A 25,932-nucleotide genomic window follows, 5' to 3' on the forward strand; every position below is an offset into this window, starting at 1 on the left:
ATGAAACTAGGATATTTCACACACACAAATGTATCTCCATCAGAAACTTTTATTTTTGATTTAATATCTGCTCTTCAAGACGATGAAGATATTAATATTACTGTATACGGTGGAAATAAAAAACACAAAATAAAAGGTATCGATGGCCTTAAAACAATATCTACAGGGTATTCTGAAAAAGGTTATAAAAATTCGTTTAAGTTATATAAATTAGGTCAATTTTTAGGAGGAAAAGGAAATCATTTTAAAAATAAATTTCAAATTTATAATGGTTATCACGCACTCAAAAACAACATAATTAATAAGCCTGATGTTGCTTTTATTGATTATGGAACTTCAGCAGTTATGTGTAGGAAATACATGGTCGACAATAAAATTCCATTTATTGTTCATGTCCATGGTTATGATGTGACTTCTGCCTTAAATGATGAATTCTACAAGAAAGAACTTAAAAAAGTATTTGAAAGTGCGAGCTATATTATAGCTGCAAGTCATTATATCCGCAAGATCCTGGAATTAGAAGGATGCTCTAAGGAAAAAATAAAAGTAATTCGTTATGGACTTAACTCATCACAAGTAAAGCCTCTTAATTGGAATAAACGAAAGAACGAAAACCCTTCTGTAATATTTTTAGGCCGTTTAACACCTAAGAAACACCCGATTGCTTTATTACATGCTTTTAATATCGTACAACGTAAAATACCAAATGCTAAGTTAACGATTATAGGAAGTGGTCCATTAGAAAATGCTGTTAAAAAATGTATAGACAAACTAGGTATAAAAGAAAAAGTTGATATGCTTGGTGTATTAAATCGTGAACAATCCTTTCCGATCATGAATAAACACTGGGTGTACGCCCAGCATAGCGTTACTGCTAGCTCTGGTGATCAAGAAGGGTTTGCTATAAGTTTAGCTGAGGCTGCGATACATGAAATCCCAGTAGTGTCTACTTATCATAATGGAATTCCTGAAAATGTATTAGACAAAGAAACGGGTCTATTAGTTAAGGAATTTGATTTTGAAGATATGGCCAAAAAAATCATATATTTAATTGAAAATCCCGATGTAGCTGAAAAAATGGGAAAAGCAGGTAGAGAACATATTATTAACCTTTGTTGTACTAAAACCCGAGTTGAAAAAATTAAAGAATTAGTAAAATCTTCAATTAAAAAAACTATATAAATCAAATATCCCGTAAATTTTATTAATATACTCATACGGAGCAATCACAAAACACTATAATAACAGACACCTTCAAAAACTTCTTTTGATCAGAAATATCCTAACTTAAAAGCTCTAACTGTAGATAATGATTTCATAAGCAAGTTAGTAGTATTTCACAAGTCATTATACACAAAAAGAAGGTTCTATTGTAGAAACATGTGGTAAAGTAAACGGTTAAATAATTATAAATAATACGATTATAATATTCTAGTTAAATATTTTAAAAAAAAGGCAGCTAAACCTATTGTAAAATATCATAACATTAAGTTTTAGGTATTTCCAATTGGCTCTTTTATAAAGAAAATAACTATATCCAACTTCAAATAAAAAAGATTTAACATGAAAAATGTAATCTACGTATCTAAAAAAATTATTAAGGCATCTAAAAATGAAATTTTCATAATCAAAAATATACTATTTACCTATTTTAGAAAATCAAATTATAATTCTAAAGTATTTTGTATAGGGTACAACAAAACGGGTACAACTACATTGGGTAAGTCATTAGAAATGTTAGGTTATAAAAATAGTTCTTTTAACAGGAGAATATACCGTAAATATTATTTAACCAAAAATTATAGTAAAATATTAAAATATACTGCTAAGTTTGAGTCATTTGACGATCTACCGTGGTTAAAGGAAGATATGATACCAATTTTAGATAAAACTTTCCCTGAAAGTAAGTTTATATACTTAACTAGAGATGAAAATGAATGGAAAAAATCTTTTTATAATTGGACTTACAAAGTAAAAGGACATTATCCGGATATCGAAAAAGGGTGGGAAGATTATAAAAATCATGAGAAATTTGTTTTAGATTATTTTAAAACACACCCAAAGAAAGATTTTATTATTTTGAACGTTAAGGATAAATATGGCTTTGAAAAATTGGCACTGTTTTTAGGTAAAGAAAGTTTTCGAAAAAGTTTTCCAAGATTTAATGAATCTAGTAATTAGTTATTGAGTAAGACGGCTTAAAAAAGCATAATAAAAATTGAGACAAATTGAAAAATTTTATTAGTATAATTATTCCAAGTTATAACAAAGCTCCTTTTATAGCAGAAACCCTGGAGTCTTTAATAAATCAAACCTATCCTAACTGGGAAGCTGTGATTGTTGATGATGGCTCTACAGATAACTCTATTGATATAATAAATGCTTTTTGTAATCAAGATTCAAGAATAAAGTTATATGAAAGGGTAAAACTCCCTAAAGGTGGTTCAACATGTAGAAACATCGGATTAAAACAAGCTAAAGGAAAATATATTTTATTTTTAGATGCTGATGACTTATTAGCCCAAGAATGCCTTAATCAACGTTTGTCTCTGATTTCACAATCCCCCAACAACAACTTTTGGGTGTTTTCAACAGGTACTTTCTATAAAAAAATTGGAGATAGTAACTCCATATGGGTTCCAAAAGGAGATAATTTCTTAATTCGTTTTTTAAAACATAACTTACCCTGGAATATCATGTCTGTTGTATGGGATAGGACTTATATTAATCAGTTAAATGGATTTGATACAGATTTTACAAGATTACAAGATGTAGAGCTACATACACGCGCCCTTCTAGATAAAAGTGTCTCTTTCGAGACATACCCCACACATCTTGCTGATGCTTTTTATAGAATAGATACCGAAAGAACAGGCCAAGATATCAAACAACAATTAGAAAAACAGAAAAATGGCGTTTTAACATATCTCAAAAAAACAACTCCTTTATTGAAAACAAATAAACAAAAAAGAGCTATTAACGGTACTATATTTGAATTTATTACAGCGCTAAATTATAACTGCTTAGTACTAAATAATGAAGTAAGTTTACATGTCGAAATTTATAAAGAAATAATTCAGTTCATAAAAGAACATCCTTCTAATCTATTCAAACTTAAATACATTAATTTTTATGTTTATTTATATAAAAAAGGGTTTTGGAAAATAAAGGGTTTTAATTATACTATGAAATATTTACTTTGTTTATGAAAATTAGTTTACTAACAAATGGCATATACCCATATGTTATTGGAGGAATGCAGAAACACTCTTTCAATTTAGCAAAACATTTAGCGAAAAACAAAATTCACGTAGATGTATACCACCCTACTAGTAATAATGACATTAACATAGAGAACTATTTTGTAGATGAGGAACTAGACTATTTAAGTTTTATTGTAATCCCTTTTCCTAAAACACCTAAATTCCCTGGTCATTATATTTATGCATCATACTTATATTCAAAAGCATTGTATAATAAAATTGATTTAACAGAGGCTCCTAATGTTATTTACGCACAAGGTTTTACTGCTTGGTATTTTCTAAAGAAAAACCCTTTTTTAAACAATTTAATTTCTAATTTACATGGATTAGAAATGTTTCAATACAGTATTAATCTAAAAAATAAATTAGAGCAATTCTTATTAAGAATTCCTGCTAAGACAATTATTAAAAATGCTAACCTACAAGTTTCTTTAGGAGGGAAATTAACTAACATACTTTATCTAAATAAAGCTAAAAACAACTCAGTAATTGAGATACCTAATGCTATTGATGATAGTTGGCTTAGTAATAAAGTTGATTTTAATGATACCTCAGAAAAACTAAAATTAGTATTCATTGGTAGATATGAAAGAAGAAAAGGTATTGAAGAGTTTCATAACGTCATAAAAAACACAATTGATAGTCTTAATTACGAGGTGCAATTTGTTGGACCAATTCCAAAGGAAAAACAAATAAAACATCATAATGTAAAATATCTAGGCACCATTCATGACAGTAATGAAATAAAAAAAATATTATATAATTCGGATATTATGGTTTGCCCAAGTTTTTCAGAAGGCATGCCAACAGTTATTATAGAAGCTATGACTTGCGGCTGCGCGATTATTGCAACGGATGTTGGCGCGGTTAGTGAAATGGTTGATAAAAATAATGGGTGGTTACTAAAGGCCTCTAATATTGAAACAGGTCTATCCATTGCCATTCATGAAGCTATTAAGTCGTCTCAATTAGATAAATTAAAGCAAAACTCTATTGAAAAAGCAAAGAATTTCCAATGGGATTGTGTCATTCAAACTTTAATTAAAAACCTATTAATTGATACAACAAGTTTATCATAAATATAAACAATTATTTATTTCTACCTTCATTTTCCTGTTACTTGGAATTGGAGTAGGTTTACCAGGTGCTATTTTGGCGCTTTTAGCGATTATATCATATTTACCTACAAAACAAAAACTAGATTTTTTATTAATTTCATTTTTACTAACTTTTTTTTTAGCCAACAATTTTTCTGGTCCCCTCGCCTATAATGGCAATTTACGTTTTATCATATTAGCCTTAACACTAGTAAAAGTATATCAAATAAAGATTAAAAAACTGAATTTAGCTTGGTTCACGCTTCCTTTTGTTTTCATCAGTTTAATCATTACTCTACTTTTTTCGCCGCTAGGTTATGATGCCATTTTACGATGTCTAGCCTATTTTTTTGTTGGCTATGCTCTTTTTAATCTGGTAAACATCCTGTACATAAAACAAAATAACATTGGTATTCTTTTATTCTACTTTTTATTTGGTTTTATTTTAATAAATTTTGTTCTATTAATAAACCCAAGTTATTATTTAGTTGGTCGTTTCATGGGACTTACTGGAAATCCTAATGGATTAGGCATGCTTCTCGTTTTTATTTATGCCATAATAGACTTATTAAAACAACGTGGTGAATTATTAGGGGTCAATAAAAAATTCATTTTAATTAACATCTTCATAATAGTTTTATTAATACTATTGACTGGCTCTAGAACTGCATTGGTCAGTATGCTCTTTTACACGTTGGCCAACAAGGTTTTAACTAACAAAAAAGCCTTTGTACCTTATGCCGTTCTAGCAACTGTAGGGGTGCTATTCATTTACTATATAAGCCTTCAAGATCTATTAACCTTTATTGGCTCTAACATAGAGCTACGTTTAAATAGCCTTGAAACTGCCAGTGGAAGAACCATTGTCTGGAAGGTGGCTTGGGAGGAAATCTCTACTCATTTGTGGTATGGTCAAGGCTTTATGTATGATAATTATTTCATTAAAGACTATGCCGACAAATATATAGGCGCCGTACGTGCACGTCATTGGAGTGGTATATGGAGCTCGTATTTTTCATTACTCTTAAATGTGGGTATTGTTGGTGTAATTGCTTTTGGGTGGATGCTTTTTAAATTCTATCAAAAAGCAACATTAAAAGCCACAGCCGTTATTTACATAATTACTATACTTTTAATTGGCATTACAGAATCTTGGATGGCAGCCTCTATGAATCCTTTTACGCCACTTTTATTTTTATATTTTGCTATTCAAAATCAACCTCTTAAACACACACGCATCTATCAATGAAAATTTTAGTCCTATTTACAAAACTAACTGGCTATTGGATGGCTTGCATGCAACATGATGCAACCATTAATAACAACAGCTATTTAGTATTTAGAAAGACACCTAGTCCAGACGCTCCTTTTCAATTACACTCTACAGAAAACATAGCACTTAAAAATGTTGACTCACTAGATTCAGAAGCTTTGCAACAACAGGTTAAAACGTTTAATCCCGATTTAATTTATGTGGCAGGCTGGACCGATAAACGCTACTTGCAAATCGCAAAAAGCTATAAAAAATCAGGTATCCCGGTCATTACAGGTATGGACAACCAATGGTTAGGAAATCCTAAACAGCATTTAGCGAGTTATTTAAGCCCATTGTTTATCCGCCCTTATTTTTCGCATATCTGGGTAGCCGGCATGCCGCAGTATTATTATGCTAAAAAATTAGGTTTTGAATCTACAAATATTTTAACCGGTCTTTATTGTGCTGATGAAAATTTATTTAAAAACACCGTGCAAACATCACACAACAAGCAGTTTGTTTTTATAGGTCGCCTAGTGGAACATAAAGGCTTAAAAGTACTTTTTAAAGTTCTTAACGAGTTAATTCAAGAAGAACTCATCAACTTTAAAGTTCATTTTATAGGCAATGGCCCCTTAGCTGAGCAAATACCAAAACATAATAATATTAAGCATACCTCCTTTGTAAGGCCTGAAGCTTTACCTAAATTATTAGAAAACGCAGGAACCTTTATTTTACCAAGCCTCTATGAAGCCTGGGGAGTCGTGGTACATGAAGCAGCTTTAGCTGGTATGCCTATCATTACGACTGAAGAAACTGGAGCGGCTTCAGAATTCGTAATCAATAATTATAACGGTCATACCTACCAAGCAAACGATGCTGAGGCTTTAAAAAAGTTACTTTTAAAATATGCGGTTTTCGATGAAACCACCTATTTAAAATATTCGAAACACAGCAAAGCGCTTGCTCATAAAATAAACCTGAACGACTGGTCGGCTAAAATTAATTCTATAATTCGTGAGTAACACAAAACCGCATATCCTCATATTTAGCGACTGGTTTTTACCAGCTTATAAGGCAGGTGGGCCCATTCAATCGGTAGCCAACTTGGTCAATCATTTAGGTCAGGATTACAATTTCTGGGTGGTAACCTCAAACACCGATTTGGACGCTCCCCTACCACTAAGGTCTGAGGAAACTAATGTATGGCTACAAAAGGATAATTACCAAGTCATTTATCTAGATGCTCAGCATCAGAATTTAAAGGCATATAAGGAGATTATAACCCAACAAAATTTTAAGGCGGTATATTTTAATTCTTTATTTTCTCCTAAGTTCACATTGCTTCCCCTGTGGCTTACCCAAAATTTAGATATAAAAAAGGTACTAGCCCCTCGTGGAATGCTAGGTAAAGGGGCATTAGCTATTAAACCTTTAAAAAAGAAGCTCTTTTTAGCTGCGCTTAAAGCTTCTGGATTGCCTAGTAAAATTTATTGGCATGCTACAGATGTTTCAGAGAAACTAGAAATAGAAGCGCATTTTGGTAAAAATATGAAGATCAATGTCGCTCCAAACCTTTCGGCAAAAATAAATAGCGAACCCACACCTAAACTAAAAATAACTAATAGCCTAAACTTATTTTTTGTTTCACGAATTTCAATTAAAAAAAATTTATTAGCTTGTGTTAAGACCTTACAAGCTATAAATTCAAAACTAGCTATTCAGTTTAAAATCATTGGTCCAATTGAAGAAAAAACATACTGGGCGCAGTGCCAAAGGGAAATTGAGAAATTACCGAGTAACGTGACCTGTGAATATTTAGGAGCCATCCCAAATTTTAAACTAAAAGACACTTTAAAAGATTTACATGTCTTATTTTTACCTACACAGCATGAAAATTTTGGTCACGTGATTATGGAGGCCTGGCAAAACGCCTGCCCAGTTATTATTTCTAAAAATACCCCATGGAAAAATTTAGAACCAAAGCAAATAGGGTTTGACATCCCATTAGATCACCAAGATACTTTAAAGCAAAAAATAGAACAATTTGCTAAAATGAACGAAGAAGAATTTCATGTTTGGTCACAAGCGAGTTTTAATTTTGCTAAAAAATTCACAGAAAACCCAGAGTTAATTTCAAAAACAAAAGCCCTGTTTGAATAAAAAATGAAAACCGATCTATCCAGTTATAACAATGCTTGGTATCGTCCAGGCAGCAAACTAAAACGGCTACTTTGGTATTTTACCAACGTACTGTTTTTTATAAACCCACTGAATCCTTCTTCTAAATTAAAAATCATACTTTTAAAATGCTTTGGAGCAAGGGTTGGATCTGGAGTTATGATTAAACCGGGTGTTAATATTAAACACCCCTGGTTTTTAAACTTAGGAAACAACATTTGGATTGGTGAAAAGGTTTGGATTGACAACTTAACCGAAGTACGCATTGAAGACCATGTGTGCATTTCACAAGGCGCCATGCTACTCTGTGGCAATCATAATTATAAAAAATCAAGCTTTGATTTACTTCTCGGTACAATCACCCTTAAAGAAGGGGCGTGGATTGGCGCAAAATCTACAGTTTGCCCAGGCGTTACTGCACATACCCATGCTGTTTTAACTGCAGGTTCTATAGCAACTAAAGATCTTGAAGCTTATCATATTTATCAAGGCAATCCAGCCATAAACACAAAAAAAAGAACTATAAATTAACAACACACTATAAATGAAAAGAATTCTAGTAACAGGAGGTGCCGGATTTGTAGGATCCCACTTATGCGAACGCTTATTAAACGAAGGTAACGACGTCATTTGCTTAGACAATTATTTTACAGGGAACAAAGAAAATGTGGTACACCTGTTGGACAACCCGTATTTTGAGTTGGTACGTCACGACATTACAGAACCTTTCTACGCCGAAGTGGATGAAATTTATAACATGGCCTGTCCTGCTTCGCCCGTACACTACCAATATAACCCTATAAAAACTATTAAAACCTCGGTGATGGGGGCTATAAACACTTTAGGCTTGGCAAAACGTGTTAAGGCTAAAATATTACAGGCTTCTACGTCTGAAGTTTATGGAGATCCTACCGTACATCCACAACCAGAAAGTTATTGGGGGAACGTCAACCCAATTGGTATTCGTTCTTGCTACGATGAAGGCAAACGCTGCGCTGAAACTTTATTTATGGACTACCACAGTCAAAACGACGTGGCGATTAAAATCATTAGAATTTTTAATACTTATGGACCACGTATGAACCCTAACGATGGTCGCGTAGTTTCTAATTTTATTATGCAGGCTTTACGCGGGGAAGACATTACCATTTTTGGTGACGGAAAACAAACACGAAGCTTTCAATATGTAGATGATTTGGTAGAAGGGATCATCAGAATGATGAACTCAGACCCTAAATTTTTAGGACCTGTGAATTTAGGAAACCCGAATGAGTTTACCATGCTTGAATTGGCCGAAGCAGTGATTCGATTAACCAATTCTAACTCTAAACTTAAATTCATGCCGCTTCCTCAGGATGATCCTAAACAACGTCAGCCAGATATCAATTTAGCTAAAGAAAAGTTAGACGGCTGGCAACCGAACATTCAATTGGAAGAAGGGCTACTTGAAACCATCAAATATTTTAAAACTAAAATATAAAGCAGCTTCGCTTTTATGAAAGTATCTATAATCACAGCCACCTATAACAGTGCCGATGTTATTGAAAACTGCATGCAGTCGGTATTAAATCAGGATTATCCTAATATTGAATACATCATCATCGATGGCCAATCTAAAGACCATACATTAAATCGTGTTGTTGAATACCAAAAGAAGTATGCCAACATCAAAGTAATTTCCGAACCCGATTCGGGAATTTACGATGCGCTAAATAAAGGCATACAAAGGGCTACTGGTGATGTGATTGGTTTTGTGCATTCCGATGATTTTTTAGCCAACCCCAGCGTAATTTCTAATATCGTAAAGGCTTTTAAATCAAAAAACTGTGATGGGGTCTATGGCGACTTGGAATACGTAGACCAACAAAACACCAATAAAGTGATTCGCTATTGGAAAAGCTGTGATTTTGATCAAAAATTACTAAAAAAAGGTTGGATGCCCGCCCACCCTACCCTATTTTTAAAATCTGACATTTATAAAAAACATGGTATATTTGATTTAGATTTTAAAATTGCAGCGGACTATGATTTTATTTTACGAGTTTTTAAAAATCCGGAGCTTCGTTTTGTGTACATTCCAGAAGTCATTACAAAAATGCGCATTGGCGGTGCCAGTAACCGAAGCTTAAAAAATATCATCTTAAAGTCGAAAGAAGATTATAAGGCACTGTATAAGAATAATATAGGCAGTTGGAATGCCTTAATCATCAAAAATGTGTCTAAACTAAGTCAGTTTTATAAAAAATAATATGCTTACAACCACTTTATCTAATCCTATTATTCTAGCTATCATTTGTTGCTGTGGGTCCTTTGGTTTGGTAAATTACATGATTCCTAAAATTATTTTTATGGTCAATCACCATAATTTAAGTGAAGCACCAGGACATCGAAGTTCACATACCCGAGCAACACCTACTATGGGTGGTCTCGCTTTTTTTGTGGCCCTCATCATTAACTTGTTTTTATTCAAACATATTGATGTAGATGCCATAGGCTTAAACTTAGCCGCTGCCTTAACCTTGGTATTTATAATAGGCTTTAAAGATGATTTATCAGTGTCAACCCCTAGAGCACGGCTTTTAATAGAAGCTGCAGCTATACTAATTGTTCTCTTTCACCCAGGCTTTCATAGCAGCTCTCTAGATGGTTTTTTAGGGTTTAGCCAAGTCCCTCAACTGATTATAGATGCTCTGCATATTTTAATCATTCTAACTATTATCAATGCCTATAACCTTATAGATGGTGTAGATGGCTTAGCTTCTGCCATAGGTATCAGTGGCTTTTCCATTCTGGCTTTAATTTTCCATAAAATAGATTTTCATTTTTACTTTATATTAGCCTTAGTCCTCATAAGCATGTTATTAGCCTTTTTAAAGTATAATTTTTCCCATAAAAAGAAAATTTTTATGGGAGACACCGGTTCTTTAATCATCGGCTTTTGCTTAGCTTTTTTATGTCTTCGGTTTTTAACCATGGATAGTAATTTACATGAGCTTTTTTCCTTTAAAACAGAAAACAAGTTTTTTTTGGTGTCTGGCATATTGGCGGTTCCTTTTTTCGACATGCTTCGGGTTATTGGAGTCCGACTACTTCAAGGATCAAATCCCTTAACTGCCGACCGTAACCACATCCACCACATTTTACTAGATTTAGGCTTGCCGCATTATAAAATAGCCTTAATTTTGGGCGGTCTAAATTACTGCTTAGCCATTTTAATATTTTACCTGTCAGCGAATCTTAATAGTTTTGCCATGCTTGGGGCTATACTATTAATCTTTCTTGTATTACTAGCTGTATTTTATAGGCTTAGTAATCGTATTAATACCCTAAAGCAAACCAAATAAAGATTAATCCATCACTTCTTATGAATAAACAATTCCCTTTTCAATTAACTTTTAATGCTATCCTTTTTTGCCTTAGTGTTTTATGTTTAGGATCCTGTGCGTCTCCAAAAAAAATTCAATATTTCCAGGAGACTGAGGGTCAGGCTTTAGAAAGCGATATAAGTTATGACGAACCAGAAATACAAACAGGTGATTTAATTTTCATTAACATAAGTGCCACCAATGCCGAAGCGGCAATCCCCTTTAATTTATACGAATCGCCTATAATTGGCGCTGCCGCGGCAGCAAAACCTCAAGCTTATTTAGTGGATACCGATGGGGTTATTAATTTTCCGGTCTTAGGAAAATTAAATATTTTAGGTTTAACGACGAAAGAACTTACTAAAAATCTCGAGGAACAGCTAAAAAACTACATCTCAGACCCTGTGATTAACATACGCTTTGCGAATTTCAGAGTATCGGTGCTTGGTGAAGTCAAAAACCCAGGTGCTATTCCGGTACTTAATGAACACATGTCTATTATTGAAGCTATTTCTATAGCAGGAGATTTAACCATTTATGGAAAACGCGATGATGTACTTTTAATACGCACCGAAAACGGCGAAAAAAAACACATCAATCTTGATTTAACGCGTAGTGATATAATTAACTCCCCTTATTTTTATGTGAAACAAAACGACATCATCTACGTGACACCCAATAAAACGAGAGTTAATGCCTCATCTGTTGGCCCTAATACCTCTGTAATCTTTTCTTCTATTTCTGTGCTACTTGCCGTAATAGCCCTTATCATTTAAAAAAACAAACATGCAAAATCAAGAGATACCTCCAAATATGATCATTGCTGAGGAGGAAACCACCAACATACGTCAAGAAATTGAAAAATACGCTATCCACTGGAAATGGTTTGTATTGAGTATAATTTTAGCAGGAATAGGCGCCTTCCTCTATTTACGATATACGCCTAACCTTTATGAGGTAGCTACCACCATCCTCATAGAAGATGATGCCAAAGGGGCTTCACCAGAATTAGCTGTTTTTGAAGAACTAGGCATTGGAGGCAATCAAAAAAACATTGCCAACGAAATCACCATATTAGAATCAAGAAGCTTAATAAACAAAGTTGGAGAAAACCTTAAACTCAATATAGCGTATTTTAAAGACGGAAATATAAGAAGTACTGAACAACTGAAGAACGAACTCCCTTTTAATATTAACTTCTTAACCGCTGATTCCTTCCTTTTTGACTTTAGTACAGCTTTTAAAATCAATATCGTATCTGATACAGCATTTGAAATATCTAATCTTGAGAATGAAAACAAGGAACAGCATAGTTTTGGATCTCCTATTGATTACAATGGATTAAAATTAATTATTACACCGAAAACTATTAAAAACACCGATGAGACATTCACTGTTTCAATAAGTCCTTTAAAACAGGTAGTTCAAGGTTTACGAAATCAAATACAGGTCACACTTTTAAATCCTAATGCCAGTGTTATAGAATTAAAAATGCAAAGCCGTAAGAAGGCAAAAGCTCAATTGATTTTAGATGAATTGGTGCGCCAGTACAATAAGGACGCTGTAGAATACAAAAACCTGATAGGCAATAATACAGACGCCTTTATAAAAGAACGTTTAGCACTTATTGAACAAGACCTTATTCAAGTAGATAAAAATGCTGAAACCTTTAAAACCGAAAATAAACTTACCGACATTAATACAGAAACCGGTATTGTACTAGCCACGAATTCTGAAATTGAAAAACAAATTATTGAACTCAACACCCAATTAAAACTAGTGGCTTATGTAAAGGCTCACTTAAAAGACAATCAAAACACATTAATACCTGAAAGTTTAGGCCTTAGTGATTCTAATATCAACACAAGTAGTAGCCAATACAATGAATTACTATTAGAACGTAACAGAATTTCAAAAAGTACCGGTGGTAAAAACCCGGTAATCATAAACTTAGACACGCAACTCAACCAGATACGTGAAAGTATTGTACAAGGACTCGATAATTTAAAATCTAGTTTAAAGATTTCTCTGAACGATGCTATAGTCCAAGAGCAAAGAATGGCTTCTCGAATTTCTACAGCTCCGAAAAGGGAACGCGAATTTAGGGACATTCAACGCCAGCAACAAATTATTGAAACGTTATACCTGTTTTTACTACAAAAACGAGAAGAAAATGCGATTTCTCTAGCGGTTACTGCACCTAACGCAAAATTAGTAGACGCGGCTGAAGGCGCAGCACACCCCGTGGGTCCCAATAGAAAAATGATATATCTAACAGCAATTCTTCTGGGGCTAGCTATTCCTTTTGGTATTATTTTTATAGTAGACTTATTAGACAATAAGGTACACACACAAAAAGAATTAGAAGAGACCATCAAAGCACCTTTTATGGGAGCCATTCCAACAACTTCTAAAAAAGATCGCATGTTGGTTAAAGGAGATCGAGGAAGTTTGGCAGAGGCCTTTAGAATGGTACGAACCAACCTAAATTTTATGCTAGGTAATACAGAGGTAAGTGGCAAGGCTATTTTTGTTACTTCTACCCTACCTGGTGAGGGTAAGACTTTTGTCACCATTAATCTGGCTACCGTTTTTGCTATGACTGATAAAAAAGTTTTACTTATTGGAGCAGACATTCGTAAACCTAAAGTGGTTGAATATTTAGATATTAGTGCCACACACAAGGGCTTAACAGAATACCTAGCGGATAAAACTGTAACATTTAAAGACATTATAGAACCTCAAGAAAGGGGCTTCGACCTCATACAATCCGGTATCATCGCCCCAAACCCAGCCGAACTCCTTATGAACGGCCGTTTAGATGAACTCTTAGCCTACAGCAAGCAGCATTATGATGTGGTGATTGTTGATACCGCTCCGGTTACCCTAGTGACCGACACCATCCAAATCGCTCCTAAAGCCGATTTATTCTTATACATCACCAGAGCCAATTACTTAGACAAACGCCTTCTAGACGTACCTAAACAATTGTATAACGAAAAACGTTTACCTAACATGTCGCTCGTTATGAATGGCACGGATCCTAAAAAAGGTTACGGCTACGGCTACGGTGGTTACGGCTATGGTAACGACGAAGAAAAGACACCTTGGTGGCGTTTTAATAAATAATGTCCCCTCGAGGGCAATACTTCTCGACTCCGCTCGAAGACCGTCACGAATCATCAATTTAACCGGTGTTCGAGCGGAGTCGAGAACAAATCTGTGTCTAAAACACCCTCAGTGAGTCTTTGTGAACTTCTCAGTGCCTCTGTGTAATATTAATTTCTTGTTTAGTCACAAAAAATACGATATAAAATCTGTGAAAATCAGTGTAATCTGTGTCTAAAAAAATCCTCTATGGGGCTCTGTGAAATCCTCAGTGCCTCTCTGTGTAATAAAACCAATAGCAAATCTCCCCAAAAACTTACAATCCCAAACCAAAACCCTCAACTTTAACACCAAATGAAAACATTTAACATTTCATTAATAAGGGTAAACACGATTTTTGTACTCTATATAGAGGACTTGTATATCAAAAGTTTACTTTAGCTATTTTTGGGTATACATGCTATGAGATGATAACGCATCAATAATTTAAAAGACACTTAAAACAAGAAACTATCTAAAAAGTAACACATTCTGGCATTCAGAAGGAGGAACGACTGAAGAATTTTTTACTAATCACTAAGATTCCTGGCACCCTTGTGATGACACCATTATTAATTTTTCAGATAAGCACCTTTTTTAATAAACCATCCAACTTATGAAAAAAATATTCCTACTATGCACCCTCCTTTTCGTTTCACTTGGACAAGCACAAATTTTCAACCCAGTTGAATGGTCTACTTCCGTTGAAAAACTTTCAGATTCCGAGTATAAGTTGATCTCAACAGCTACAATTGAAAAAGGTTGGCACTTATATTCTCAAGATGTTCCTGAAAACGGTCCGATTCCAACAACGTTCACTTATGATGATGGCGCTGGTGCGATTAAAATCAAAGGGAATACCATAGAAAACGAAGGACATACAGTGGACGATCCTGTTTTTGAAATGGAAATCACCTATTTTGAAAACACGGCTACTTTTGAACAGAAGGTTGAGGTTTCAGGAAACGAAACATCCATAGAAGCTATGGTGGAGTTCATGGTATGTGACGATGCCAGATGCCTACCCCCTACTGAAGTGGATTTGGTTTTTACCCTTTCGGAAAAAGCAGCGTCAATTTCTGAGCCTATAACTGAAGAAGAAGCTCATACTAATACATCTACCCTAAAAAACCATACCAATTCAAGCACTAACAAATCAAAGGAACAAGGTTTATGGGGCATCTTTTTTATCGCCTTCTTTTCAGGCTTTGCAGCATTATTGACACCTTGTGTGTTCCCTATGATTCCAATGACGGTGAGCTTCTTTACCAAACAGAGTAAAACCAAAGCCGCTGGTATTAAAAATGCGGTCATTTACGGCTTTTCCATTATTGTTATTTATGTGATCCTTGGCATTTTAGTGAGCCTTATTTTCGGTGCCGATGCCTTAAACGCCTTGTCAACTAATGTGTGGTTTAATATCATTTTCTTTTTACTACTCTTGGTTTTTGCAGCTTCTTTCTTGGGCGCTTTTGAAATCATGCTACCAAATTCTTGGGCAAACAAAGTAGATTCTCAAGCCGATAGAGGTGGGTTAATTGGCATCTTTTTTATGGCTTTGGCATTAGCAATTGTATCTTTTTCTTGTACCGGGCCAATTGTTGGAACTTTGTTAGTCCAAGCCGCCGCTGGTGGAAGTCAAATTGGTCCTATTGTGGGTATGCTTGGATTTTCTATGGCCATTGCGTTACCCTTTGCTATATTCGCGGCATTCCCAGGGTGGTTAAATTCTTTACCAAAATCTGGAGGCTGGTTAAATACCGTAAAAGTGGTTTTAGGGTTCTTAGAATTAGCGTTAGCCTTTAAATTCTTATCGAACGCCGATCTGGTTTTACAATTACATTGGTTAGAACGTGAAGTATTCATCGCAATTTGGATTGCCATATTCGGTGCCCTTGCCTTTTATTTATTCGGAAAAATACAGCTACCACATGATTCTCCGTTAACACATATTTCCGTAGGCCGATTAAGTTTAGGACTTGTTGTGTTATCATTCACCATTTATATGATTCCAGGGCTTTGGGGCGCACCTTTAAATTTAATAAGTGCCTTCCCACCACCTCAACATTACAGTGAATCCCCTTATGGTGTTGGCTATACGCAATTGGCTTCAAGTCATGTTCCTGGAGGGCAACATAATGAAGTTCCTGAAGGGGCACACCTCATGCCGCCTCATAATATTTTAGCTTTTAATGATTATGATAAAGGCCTTGCTTATGCAAAGCAAGTTGGAAAACCCGTTATGATTGATTTTACAGGACATGCCTGCGTGAATTGTAGAAAAATGGAACAAAACGTTTGGATTAAACCAAAGGTGCTCGATATTTTAAAGAATGATGTGATTTTAATTTCATTATATGTTGATGATAAACGTAAATTAAAAGATGCCGAGATTGTAGATTCAAAGTTAAAACCTGGCAAGAAACTAAAATACATCGGACAAAAATGGAGCGAATTGCAAACCATTAAATACAAAACCAATTCGCAACCTTTTTATGTTTTAATGGATCATAACGAAGAAAACCTTTTAGATCCTGTGGCGTATACCCCTGACGCTGATGCCTATTACAATTGGTTGAAAGAAGGGATTTCAAAGTTTGAGAAGTAGATAAATAGTTTGAAGTTTGAAGTATTTAGGTTTCAGGTTTCGATGCAGTTGATTAAAACACTTCTGAACTTGAAATCAACTTAAGAAATGGTGTTCGAGCTTGCCTATCGGCAGAATGGCGGAGTCGAGAACGTCTCGAATAATTTATTTTTTCGCTTTTAGGAATACGTTTTACATAACAGTAAAGCATATGAAGTTAGCTTTTTTACACCAGTTTATGAATACTTCTCGACTCCGCTCGAAGACCGTAACGAAAACCCGATAAAACCGGTGTTCGAGTACAGTGGAGAACGTATAGAAATAATAGTCTGATTACGACCTACAAAAACGTAGTAATCAACTTTAGAACGGTGTTCGAGCGGAGTCGAGAACATTTTCACACATTATAAAATTTAAAATATCACAACCAACCACATACCGCTTTTCAAATGAGTTTCATATCCAATATTTTGAACAAAGACCAAAAACCAAGTAAATTAGAAACCTATTTTGCGCCTTTCAGGAATCAAATTATAGGTAACGACACTTATTTTATTTCACCTTACGGAAAGCAAAAAATAATTTATGCGGATTGGACAGCTAGCGGACGGTTATACAGACCCATTGAGGAAAAGTTATTAAACGACATTGGGCCTTTTGTGGCAAACACACATACTGAAACTTCCATAACGGGATCCACAATGACGCGTGCCTATCATGAAGCAAGACATCTCATAAAAAACCATGTTAATGCTTCTAAAGATGATGTATTAATAACTGTTGGCACCGGGATGACTGGGGCTATTAATAAATTCCAGCGTATTTTGGGGCTTAAGCTTAGTGAAAATTTAAAAGATCATACCGTTATTCCAGAGGAAAAACGACCGATTATTTTCGTGTCCCACATGGAACATCACTCAAACCAAACCTCATGGTTAGAAACTATTGCGCGGGTAGAAGTGATTCCTTCAAATAAAAAGGGACTTCCCAGTTTAAAGGGACTGCAAGAATTATTAAAAAAATACAAGGATACCCCTTTAAAAATAGCCGCTGTAACTGGCTGCTCTAACGTAACAGGTATTCGCACCAATTACTATGAAATTGCTAAAATCATGCATAAAAACAATGGTTTATGTTTTGTAGATTTTGCTTGTTCTGCGCCGTATGTTAACATCGATATGCACCCTAAAAATGAAGATGAATATTTAGATGCCATTACTTTTTCACCGCATAAATTCTTAGGTGGCCCAGGAACTTCCGGTGTATTGGTGTTCAATAAAAAACTATATAAAAACTTAGTACCCGATAACCCAGGTGGCGGCACCGTAAGTTACACCAACCCTTGGGGTAATCATGATTATATCGATGATATTGAAACTCGAGAAGACGGTGGAACACCAGGTTTTTTACAGGCCATAAAAATCGCACTTTCCATCCAGCTGAAAGCGGAAATGGGCATTCAAAATATTTTAGATCGTGAGCATGAATTAAACACTCTCATTTTTAAAAAACTCTCTAAGATAAAGCACTTAAACATATTAGCACCAAAACACACCGATAGGCTAGGCGTATTTTCATTTTTTATAGAAAACGCACATTACAATCTCATTGTAAAGTTACTAAACGACCGTTTTGGCGTACAAACCCGTGGTGGTTGCTCGTGTGCTGGAACTTATGGCCATTATTTATTAAATGTAGATGAACCGACTTCCAAATCCATTGAAAAGAAAATTTTAGAAGGTTGTTTAATTGAGCGCCCAGGCTGGGTTAGAATGTCAATTCACCCAACAATGACTAATGCAGAAGTTACATTCATTTGCGACGCCATCCAAGAAGTTACCAAAAACCATGAAACCTGGGGAAAGGACTACACTTATAATGCCGTTAAAAACGAATTCATCAATAAGAATAATCTAGACGTAGAAAAAACCATTACGGAAAAGTGGTTTGAGTAATTATACCAATTTAACTGTATTATATCGCATATAATTTGTTTCTTTTTCGCCCATATTTCAATATAAAATAAAACCGTAGCTAATGCTATGCTTGAATTTTCTATCTCATCTGAACAAAAAATAATTCAAATTAAAAATACGACATGATACAGTTAAATTGGTATTAGGTGAAAATTTTAAAAGTGTATTGTAGAGGTGAGTAACTCGGACTCAAACACCCCTATGATCCCCTCAAGGGCTTTGCTTTACCTAAACGGCACAAGGAAATCGTTGAAGTGTGAACTTTTCTAATTCGCAACGTACTAACTCTGAGCGTGCGAAGATGATTCTACTTAACTACTGCTACTAGCCAAATCCTGACAAACCATACTACAAGGCTGAGCTAGCGAAGCCAAACACCTTAACTATAAAAACTGAGCCAGCGAAGTGATAACTACTAAAAACTGAGCCAGCGAAGTGCTAACTCCTTAACTACCCAACTCCTAAAAACTGAGCCCGCGAAGTGCTAACTACTCAACTCCTAAAAACTGAGCCCGCGAAGTGCTAACTACTTAACTCCTAAAAAACTGAGCCCGCGAAGTACTAACTCCTTAACTACTCAACTCCTTCAACCCCCAAACTACCCATCCAAATGCCTAGAATACCCACGCCACTTCTCCACACAAGCCTCAATATCCTCTGGAACAGCACTATCAAATCGCATAAATTCTTGAGTGGTAGGGTGCACAAAACCGAGAGTTTTAGCATGAAGCGCCTGTCTAGGTAGCACTTTAAAGCAATTATCCACAAACTGTTTGTATTTTGTAAAGGTAGTTCCTTTTAATATTTTCTCACCACCGTAACGTTCATCATTAAAAAGTGTGTGTCCGATATGCTTCATATGCACACGAATTTGATGCGTGCGCCCTGTTTCTAATTTACAAGATACTAGGGTTACATAGCCTAAGCGCTCAAGTACTTTATAATGGGTAACGGCAGGTTTTCCTTTTTCAGCTTCATCATCAAAGAAAACGGTGTTTTGTAATCTGTTTTTGGGATGACGACCAATATTACCTTCAATCGTGCCTTCATCTTCTTGCACATTGCCCCAAACTAGCGCGACATACTCACGTTCGCTTGTTTTTTCGGCAAATTGCAAGGATAAATGTGCCATAGCCTCTTCAGTTTTAGCAATGACTAACAATCCACTGGTGTCTTTGTCGATACGGTGAACTAGTCCTGGACGTTCACTGGAATTGTTAGGCAGATTCTCGAAACGATAAATAAGCGCGTTAATAAGTGTTCCCGAATAATTACCATGGCCGGGGTGAACAACCATACCAGCAGGTTTATTAACCACTAAAAGTGCGTCATCTTCATAAACGATATCAAGTGGAATATCTTCACCTACCAATAAATTTTCGTGAGGTGGGTGGGCAAACAATACACGGATTTTATCCAAGGGTTTCACCTTGTAATTGGATTTTACCGGCGTGTCATTCACGTAAATACTACCATTTTTGGCGGCATCTTGAATTTTATTACGCGTGGCGTTTTCAATAAAATTCATCAAATATTTATCAATTCGAAGTGGGGTTTGTCCTTTATCTACTGTAAAAGCATGATGTTCAAACAAATCGTCTTCGTCTGGTAATTGCGGTGTGTAATCATCCATAATTTAAGGGCGGTTGCCGTTTCCTAGTTGTAAGTCTATCACAGATGTTTTTGCCAGTTTATCGCCGGCATTAAGTGTGGTTCCTTTATGTGATAATTTAAGAACCATGTCTTTACCAATGTTATTTACGTAAGTAATTTTTCCAATTTGAAAACCAAAAGCTTCCAAGGTAGGCTTAACTTGACGGAAGGTTTTATCAATAAGTCCGTCTGGAATCGTCATTTTTCGGTATCCCGATGGGTTTAAAGTAATGTATATTTTTCTATCCTCTTTTACTTTTGTCCCAGATAAAGGTTCTTGCTCAATAACAGAAAACTTAGGGTAATTTGGGTTATAATTTGCAGAATCCTGTATTTTCATAACCAAATTATTATCCTCCAGTTCTAGCTTAGCGACGTTTATAGATTTTCCTTTTAAATCTGGAACCGTTTCAAATTTACCATGATTGGTTGTGATATTTAACCATTTTAAAATAACATAACAAAGTACAACCAAAGCGACTAAGGCTAAAGCTATTTGTTTTAAAAATGTTTTACTTGTAATAAATTTAACTAGGCTCATTTACAGAAATTTCGATAGGACAAATATATAAAAACAGAACTGTTTTTTCTTTTGCCATTTATATGATATTTTAGCTTAACTAATAATACTTGCACTTTATTGCAGATTTTTAGGAGAAACAATTATTTAATTCAATTTCCGATTGCGGAAATCAACAAATATATTAATGATGAAAAAGAATATAGCCATCATCATGGGAGGATATTCAAGTGAATATAAAATCTCACTGACTAGTGGAAACGTGGTTTATGAAACTTTAGACCAAAGTAAATATACGGCATACCGCATTCATATTTTTAAAGACAAATGGGTTTATGTCGATGCCAACAACAACGAACACCCTGTTGATAAAAATGATTTCTCAATTTCGGCACAAGGAAAAAAAATTACTTTCGATTGTGTATTTAATGCCATTCATGGTTCTCCCGGAGAGGATGGTTATATGCAAGGCTATTTTAAACTATTGAACCTGCCGCATACAAGCTGCGACATGTATCAAGCAGGAATCACTTATAATAAACGTGATTTATTGAGTATTTTAAAACCCTATGGCATAAAAACGGCTGAATCTTTTTATCTTAATTTAGGAGATACCGTAGATGCTGATGCCATTATTTCTAAAGTAGGTTTACCATGTTTTGTAAAAGCTAATAAAGCAGGGAGTAGTTTTGGAGTAAGTAAGGTTCATAAAAAGGAAGCATTACAAAGTGCGGTAGATGTAGCTTTTAAGGAAGATGATGAAATTATAATTGAATCGTTTTTAGATGGCACCGAAGTTTCGGTTGGTGTGATTAGTTATAAAGGTGAGGTTATTGTACTTCCAATTACTGAAATAGTTTCTGAAAATGATTTTTTCGATTACGAAGCAAAATATGAAGGGAAATCTCAAGAAATTACACCGGCTCGATTAACAAAAGCACAAGAAGCCCAAGTAAACAAAGAAGCTAAGAAAGTTTATGAGGTCTTAAAAATGAAAGGTTTTAGCCGTAGTGAATTTATTTTTAAAGATGGCGAACCGCATTTATTAGAAATGAATACCATTCCGGGTTTAACCCGCGAAAGCATCTTACCACAACAAGCAGCTGCCGCAAATATCCCTTTAGCGGATTTGTTCGCCAATGCGATTGAAGAAGCTTTAGCATAAAATTTTATTAATGACTATTGATTAATGACTATTTAATTAAAAATGCAGATTTAAAAATTAAAAACTATTGTGGTCCCGTCTTCTGTCTTCCGTTAATAGTCAAAGGTCAACAGTCAACAGTCAACAGTCAAAGGTCAACAGTCAATAGTCAATAGTCAATAGTCAATAGTCAATAGTCAAAAAAAATAAACAAAACACATGAAACGCGCATTATTCCCTGGGTCTTTTGATCCGCTAACCTTAGGCCATGTTGATATTATAACACGTGCGGCCACTTTATTTGATGAAATTATTGTAGCTATTGGAGTTAATGCCGATAAAAAATACATGTTCTCCTTAGAGCAGCGTAAACAATTTATTGAAGACACCTTTAAAAACGAGCCCAAAGTTAAAGTAGTAACATATGAAGGCTTAACGGTTGATTACTGTAAAGCCATCGATGTGCCCTTTATTTTACGCGGACTAAGAAACCCTGCAGATTTTGAATTTGAAAAAGCCATCGCACATACCAATAGAGATCTGGCACCTATTGAAACTGTGTTTTTATTAACCTCTGCACAAACATCTTACATTGCTTCAAATATTGTGCGTGACGTGATTAGAAACAATGGTGATTACACCAAATTGGTACCGGATGCTGTGCGTTTGAATAATTAATTATAATTGTGATTCAAAGAGAAAGCATAACGATACGCTAAATGATATAAACCAAAAAGCTCTAAAAAGTATTATTACTTTTTAGAGCTTTTTTATGCTTATATATGACCAAACAACTTCTTTTTAAAGTTGAAACATGTCATTTTTTTTTTTAGCGCTTAACGATAAGTTTTTTTGATGCTGATAAGCTTCCTGAACCATCAGATAATTTTACTAAATAGATACCGTTAGTTAAGCTTGTTGTGCTTATTGATAATTCATTAGTAAAACTCTCGATAGTTTGAGATAAAACGAGTTGCCCTTGTAAGTTTAAAATATCAACTTTGTTAACCTTGTTACTAAGGTTGTTTAAAGAAAAAGAGTCGTTAGCAGGGTTTGGGTATAAAGCAAAACCACTTAACTCATTTTCTTTTACAGAAGCTGTTGATGCTTCATAAAACTTAAGTTCACTAATTGTGTTCCAAGCACTATCTGCACGCCCATAACATTTTAACATCACATACTTTACATTAGCAAGAGGTGTTGTTAAAAGAAATTGCTTGTACTCAAGAGCAGTGCTACTTAAAAGATTTCCTAATGTAGGAAAAGCGTTAATAAAATCTGCCTCATTAGACGTTCCTGTAGATACCCAAATTTGAAATTGATACGTTGGATCTTTTGCAACCGTTAAGTATTGAAGTTCGGCTAATTCGTAAGAGCCTCCTAAGTCAAAAATAAGAGCCTCTCCACGGTTTGGCATATCTGCAGCACTCTCTCCTGCCCAATCGGTGTCGATGTCGCCATCAACAGTGTTAGTGGCATAGTTTAATTTACCCGCAGATACATCGACTTGCTGATTAAAATAAAAAGCAACAGTTACTCCAGAAATTTCAGTGTTTGTTGTAGAAACAGGTGTTTGCGCAAACCCTAAAGCGCCGACTAAAAATAGTGCGCAAGTTGTTTTGATGGTTCTCCATTTAATTTGGCTTGTTTGTAATTTTGTTTTCATTTTTGTTAATTTTTAGATTAGTTTCCTCTAAATTATAAAAAAAAACTAAGAACCTAAAGACAAGCACATTACGAAAATCACTACAAAAAAATCAACAAACACGTATCAAGCTACTAGTCAGCAATTTAACAGTATATCTAAGACGTGAAAAAAAGTTAAAAAAATACTAAAACACCCGCGTTAGGGATTGCAGCGGCATCCTTTTTTTGGTTAACCACCTCATAAACTACAAATTAGACATTCGTATTTAAGTAGTACTGAAGTTACAAATAAGCCACTTCTCTAAAAAAAGATATAGCGGAAAGCCCGACCATGTCCTGAGGGGAATCGAAGGATATGGTAACGCCCTAAAATTTATACTCACCTAGTCCTTTTGTAAAGGCTTCTGGATCTTCAGCCAAATGGTATCTTGGATCATCAATATCTTCCACAACCACCTCACGGAATTTAGGATTCGATTTATAAAGAAGAATTTTACAGTCTTCGCTTAGATGTTTTAATTTGATTTGTTTCCCGGCATCTTCGTATTTTTTAACTAAATTAAAAATAGCTTCCATAGCCGAATGGTCACTAATTCGCGATTCTACAAAATCGATTTCTACGACTTCTGGATCGTTTTTAACATCGAATTTTTCATTAAAAGCCGTTATTGAACCGAAAAATAATGGGCCCCAGATTTCATAAACCTTAGTACCATCTTCGCGCATGCGTTTACGAGCACGAATTCGTTTGGCATTTTCCCAAGCAAAAACCAATGCTGAAATAATAACACCTACGAAAACAGCAATTGCTAAATCAAAGATTACAGTTACAGAAGATACTACGATTAAAACCACGGCATCCGATTTAGGTATTTTTTTAATAATTCTAAAACTAGACCATGCGAATGTTTCGATAACCATCATAAACATCACCCCAATTAATGCGGCGATGGGCACTTGCTCTATTAATTTATCTGTAAAAAGTATAAATGTTAATAAGGTTACGGCCATCATGATACCCGATAGTCGACCACGACCACCTGCTTTTATATTGATTACGGTTTGACCGATCATGCCACAACCTCCGGTACCTCCAAAAAGTCCAGACATAATATTTCCAGCACCTTGAGCGATACATTCTCTATTTCCGTCCCCACGGCTATCAATAAGTTCATCAACAAGGTTCATCGTCATTAAAGACTCTATTAATCCTACGCAGGCTGCTAAAAAGGCATATGGTAAGATAAAACTAAGTGTGTCTAAATTGAAAGGTAAGTGCTGCCAAAGTTCCAGATTTGGTGTTGGTATTTCACCTTTTAATCCTGTTCCGCCGCCTTCAATAATATAAGAACCTACCGTAGAAACTTCCATTCCGAAACCAACAACAACCATAGTTGTAATTAATATAGCGGTTAAGGCCGCAGGAATTTTAGTTGTAATTTTAGGCAATAGCCAAATAATACCCATCGTTAAGGCTACTAACCCCATCATGATATATAATTCGGTACCATGCATGAAGGTGTTTACGTATTCCTTCACACCTTCGGCGGAAACTTGTAATGTTTTATGAGAAAACATTTTGACTTGCGCCCAAAAAATAACGATGGCTAAACCGTTTACAAACCCCATCATGACAGGATGCGGAATTAAACGTACAAAACGCCCTAACTTAAAAACACCTGCAAATATTTGAATGATGCCCATTAAGATCACACAGGCCATTAAGTAGAAGAACCCCATGTTTTCGATGGGCTGATCGAATAACATACCTCGCGTGTGGCCTTCGGCAATCATACCAACAAAAATAACGGCTACCGCACCTGCAGCACCAGAGATTAAACCTGGTCTACCACCAAAAATGGCAGCAATTAAACCCACAATAAAAGCACCAGAAAGCGCCATTAAGGGATCTATTTGAGCCACAAAAGCAAAGGCTACCACTTCGGGCACCATCGCTAAAGAGACTGTAATTCCTGCTAGAACATCGTTTTTTGCATTCGCTGCACGCTTAATAATAAAATCGGTCATGGTTCATTTTTTGGAGCTGCAAATTTAAGTTTAATAAGTTGTCTTGCAAGCAGAACCTATTTAATTTGC

The 25,932-nt window shown here is 35.1% G+C and carries 21 protein-coding genes; 17 read left to right on the forward strand and 4 right to left on the reverse strand.

The genetic code is table 11. From position 1 onward, the window contains the following. The 15 genes from KO493_RS06010 to KO493_RS06080 all read left to right on the forward strand — a co-directional run bounded on the left by KO493_RS06010 (window position 1) and on the right by KO493_RS06080 (window position 18,850). Entirely contained in the window at window positions 1-1,182 is a 1,182-nt protein-coding gene (locus KO493_RS06010) for a glycosyltransferase family 4 protein (protein ID WP_216067036.1), read from the forward strand. Between the two features lie 381 nt (window positions 1,183-1,563). Beyond that, the gene (locus KO493_RS06015; protein WP_216067037.1) at window positions 1,564-2,181 is read left to right on the forward strand and encodes a sulfotransferase; all 618 of its coding nucleotides are present in this window, start codon (window positions 1,564-1,566) and stop codon (window positions 2,179-2,181) included. A gap of 47 nt (window positions 2,182-2,228) precedes the next feature. Continuing rightward, complete coding sequence (locus KO493_RS06020; protein ID WP_216067038.1) at window positions 2,229-3,209, forward strand: glycosyltransferase family 2 protein; 981 nt, start codon at window positions 2,229-2,231, stop codon at window positions 3,207-3,209. After that, window positions 3,206-4,342 (forward strand): glycosyltransferase family 4 protein, encoded by a 1,137-nt coding sequence (locus KO493_RS06025; protein ID WP_216067039.1) that lies wholly within the window; start codon window positions 3,206-3,208, stop codon window positions 4,340-4,342. Before KO493_RS06020 ends, KO493_RS06025 begins: the two co-directional genes overlap by 4 nt. Then, window positions 4,320-5,609 carry an O-antigen ligase family protein gene (locus tag KO493_RS06030; protein ID WP_216067040.1) on the forward strand — a complete coding sequence of 430 codons (1,290 nt, stop codon included), beginning with the start codon at window positions 4,320-4,322 and terminating at the stop codon, window positions 5,607-5,609. Before KO493_RS06025 ends, KO493_RS06030 begins: the two co-directional genes overlap by 23 nt. Beyond that, window positions 5,606-6,640, forward strand: a complete 1,035-nt coding sequence (locus KO493_RS06035; protein WP_216067041.1) for a glycosyltransferase — start codon at window positions 5,606-5,608, stop codon at window positions 6,638-6,640. Before KO493_RS06030 ends, KO493_RS06035 begins: the two co-directional genes overlap by 4 nt. Continuing rightward, window positions 6,633-7,778, forward strand: a complete 1,146-nt coding sequence (locus KO493_RS16030) for a glycosyltransferase family 4 protein (RefSeq protein WP_216067042.1) — start codon at window positions 6,633-6,635, stop codon at window positions 7,776-7,778. Before KO493_RS06035 ends, KO493_RS16030 begins: the two co-directional genes overlap by 8 nt. 3 nt (window positions 7,779-7,781) lie before the next feature. Then, window positions 7,782-8,327, forward strand: coding sequence for a WcaF family extracellular polysaccharide biosynthesis acetyltransferase (locus KO493_RS06045; protein WP_216067043.1), 546 nt, complete (start codon window positions 7,782-7,784; stop codon window positions 8,325-8,327). 13 nt (window positions 8,328-8,340) lie between these two features. After that, on the forward strand, window positions 8,341-9,276 hold the full coding sequence (locus tag KO493_RS06050) for a UDP-glucuronic acid decarboxylase family protein (RefSeq protein ID WP_216067044.1): 936 nt from the start codon (window positions 8,341-8,343) through the stop codon (window positions 9,274-9,276). Between the two features lie 15 nt (window positions 9,277-9,291). Beyond that, window positions 9,292-10,044: a glycosyltransferase family 2 protein gene (locus KO493_RS06055; RefSeq protein WP_216067045.1), complete on the forward strand. Its 753-nt coding sequence runs from the start codon at window positions 9,292-9,294 to the stop codon at window positions 10,042-10,044. Between the two features lies 1 nt (window position 10,045). Next, window positions 10,046-11,140, forward strand: a complete 1,095-nt coding sequence (locus KO493_RS06060; protein WP_216067046.1) for an MraY family glycosyltransferase — start codon at window positions 10,046-10,048, stop codon at window positions 11,138-11,140. 20 nt (window positions 11,141-11,160) lie between these two features. Further along, window positions 11,161-11,937 (forward strand): polysaccharide biosynthesis/export family protein, encoded by a 777-nt coding sequence (locus KO493_RS06065; protein ID WP_216067047.1) that lies wholly within the window; start codon window positions 11,161-11,163, stop codon window positions 11,935-11,937. A 10-nt stretch (window positions 11,938-11,947) separates the two neighbouring features. Next, window positions 11,948-14,290: a GumC family protein gene (locus KO493_RS06070; RefSeq protein WP_216067048.1), complete on the forward strand. Its 2,343-nt coding sequence runs from the start codon at window positions 11,948-11,950 to the stop codon at window positions 14,288-14,290. 634 nt (window positions 14,291-14,924) lie between these two features. Next, window positions 14,925-16,916 carry a protein-disulfide reductase DsbD family protein gene (locus KO493_RS06075; protein WP_216067049.1) on the forward strand — a complete coding sequence of 664 codons (1,992 nt, stop codon included), beginning with the start codon at window positions 14,925-14,927 and terminating at the stop codon, window positions 16,914-16,916. A gap of 428 nt (window positions 16,917-17,344) precedes the next feature. After that, window positions 17,345-18,850 (forward strand): aminotransferase class V-fold PLP-dependent enzyme, encoded by a 1,506-nt coding sequence (locus KO493_RS06080; protein ID WP_216067050.1) that lies wholly within the window; start codon window positions 17,345-17,347, stop codon window positions 18,848-18,850. Between the two features lie 619 nt (window positions 18,851-19,469). On the opposite strand, the gene KO493_RS06085 is transcribed toward KO493_RS06080, so the two are convergent. Both KO493_RS06085 and KO493_RS06090 read right to left on the reverse strand, forming a co-directional pair. After that, entirely contained in the window at window positions 19,470-20,504 is a 1,035-nt protein-coding gene (locus tag KO493_RS06085; RefSeq protein ID WP_216067051.1) for an RluA family pseudouridine synthase, read from the reverse strand. A gap of 3 nt (window positions 20,505-20,507) precedes the next feature. After that, the gene (locus tag KO493_RS06090) at window positions 20,508-21,065 is read right to left on the reverse strand and encodes a PASTA domain-containing protein (RefSeq protein WP_216067052.1); all 558 of its coding nucleotides are present in this window, start codon (window positions 21,063-21,065) and stop codon (window positions 20,508-20,510) included. A 169-nt stretch (window positions 21,066-21,234) separates the two neighbouring features. On the opposite strand from KO493_RS06090, the gene KO493_RS06095 reads away from it, so the two are divergent. Both KO493_RS06095 and coaD read left to right on the forward strand, forming a co-directional pair. Further along, window positions 21,235-22,209 carry a D-alanine--D-alanine ligase gene (locus KO493_RS06095; RefSeq protein ID WP_216067135.1) on the forward strand — a complete coding sequence of 325 codons (975 nt, stop codon included), beginning with the start codon at window positions 21,235-21,237 and terminating at the stop codon, window positions 22,207-22,209. A 198-nt stretch (window positions 22,210-22,407) separates the two neighbouring features. Then, window positions 22,408-22,866: a pantetheine-phosphate adenylyltransferase gene (gene coaD / locus KO493_RS06100; RefSeq protein ID WP_216067053.1), complete on the forward strand. Its 459-nt coding sequence runs from the start codon at window positions 22,408-22,410 to the stop codon at window positions 22,864-22,866. 151 nt (window positions 22,867-23,017) lie between these two features. On the opposite strand, the gene KO493_RS06105 is transcribed toward coaD, so the two are convergent. Both KO493_RS06105 and KO493_RS06110 read right to left on the reverse strand, forming a co-directional pair. Further along, the gene (locus KO493_RS06105) at window positions 23,018-23,854 is read right to left on the reverse strand and encodes a T9SS type A sorting domain-containing protein (protein ID WP_216067054.1); all 837 of its coding nucleotides are present in this window, start codon (window positions 23,852-23,854) and stop codon (window positions 23,018-23,020) included. A gap of 347 nt (window positions 23,855-24,201) precedes the next feature. After that, on the reverse strand, window positions 24,202-25,863 hold the full coding sequence (locus tag KO493_RS06110) for a SulP family inorganic anion transporter (RefSeq protein WP_216067055.1): 1,662 nt from the start codon (window positions 25,861-25,863) through the stop codon (window positions 24,202-24,204). Between the last annotated feature and the right edge of the window lie 69 nt (window positions 25,864-25,932).

This window comes from Pseudotamlana agarivorans, from assembly GCF_018860245.1.
Taxonomy (GTDB): Bacteria; Bacteroidota; Bacteroidia; order Flavobacteriales; family Flavobacteriaceae; genus Pseudotamlana; species Pseudotamlana agarivorans_A.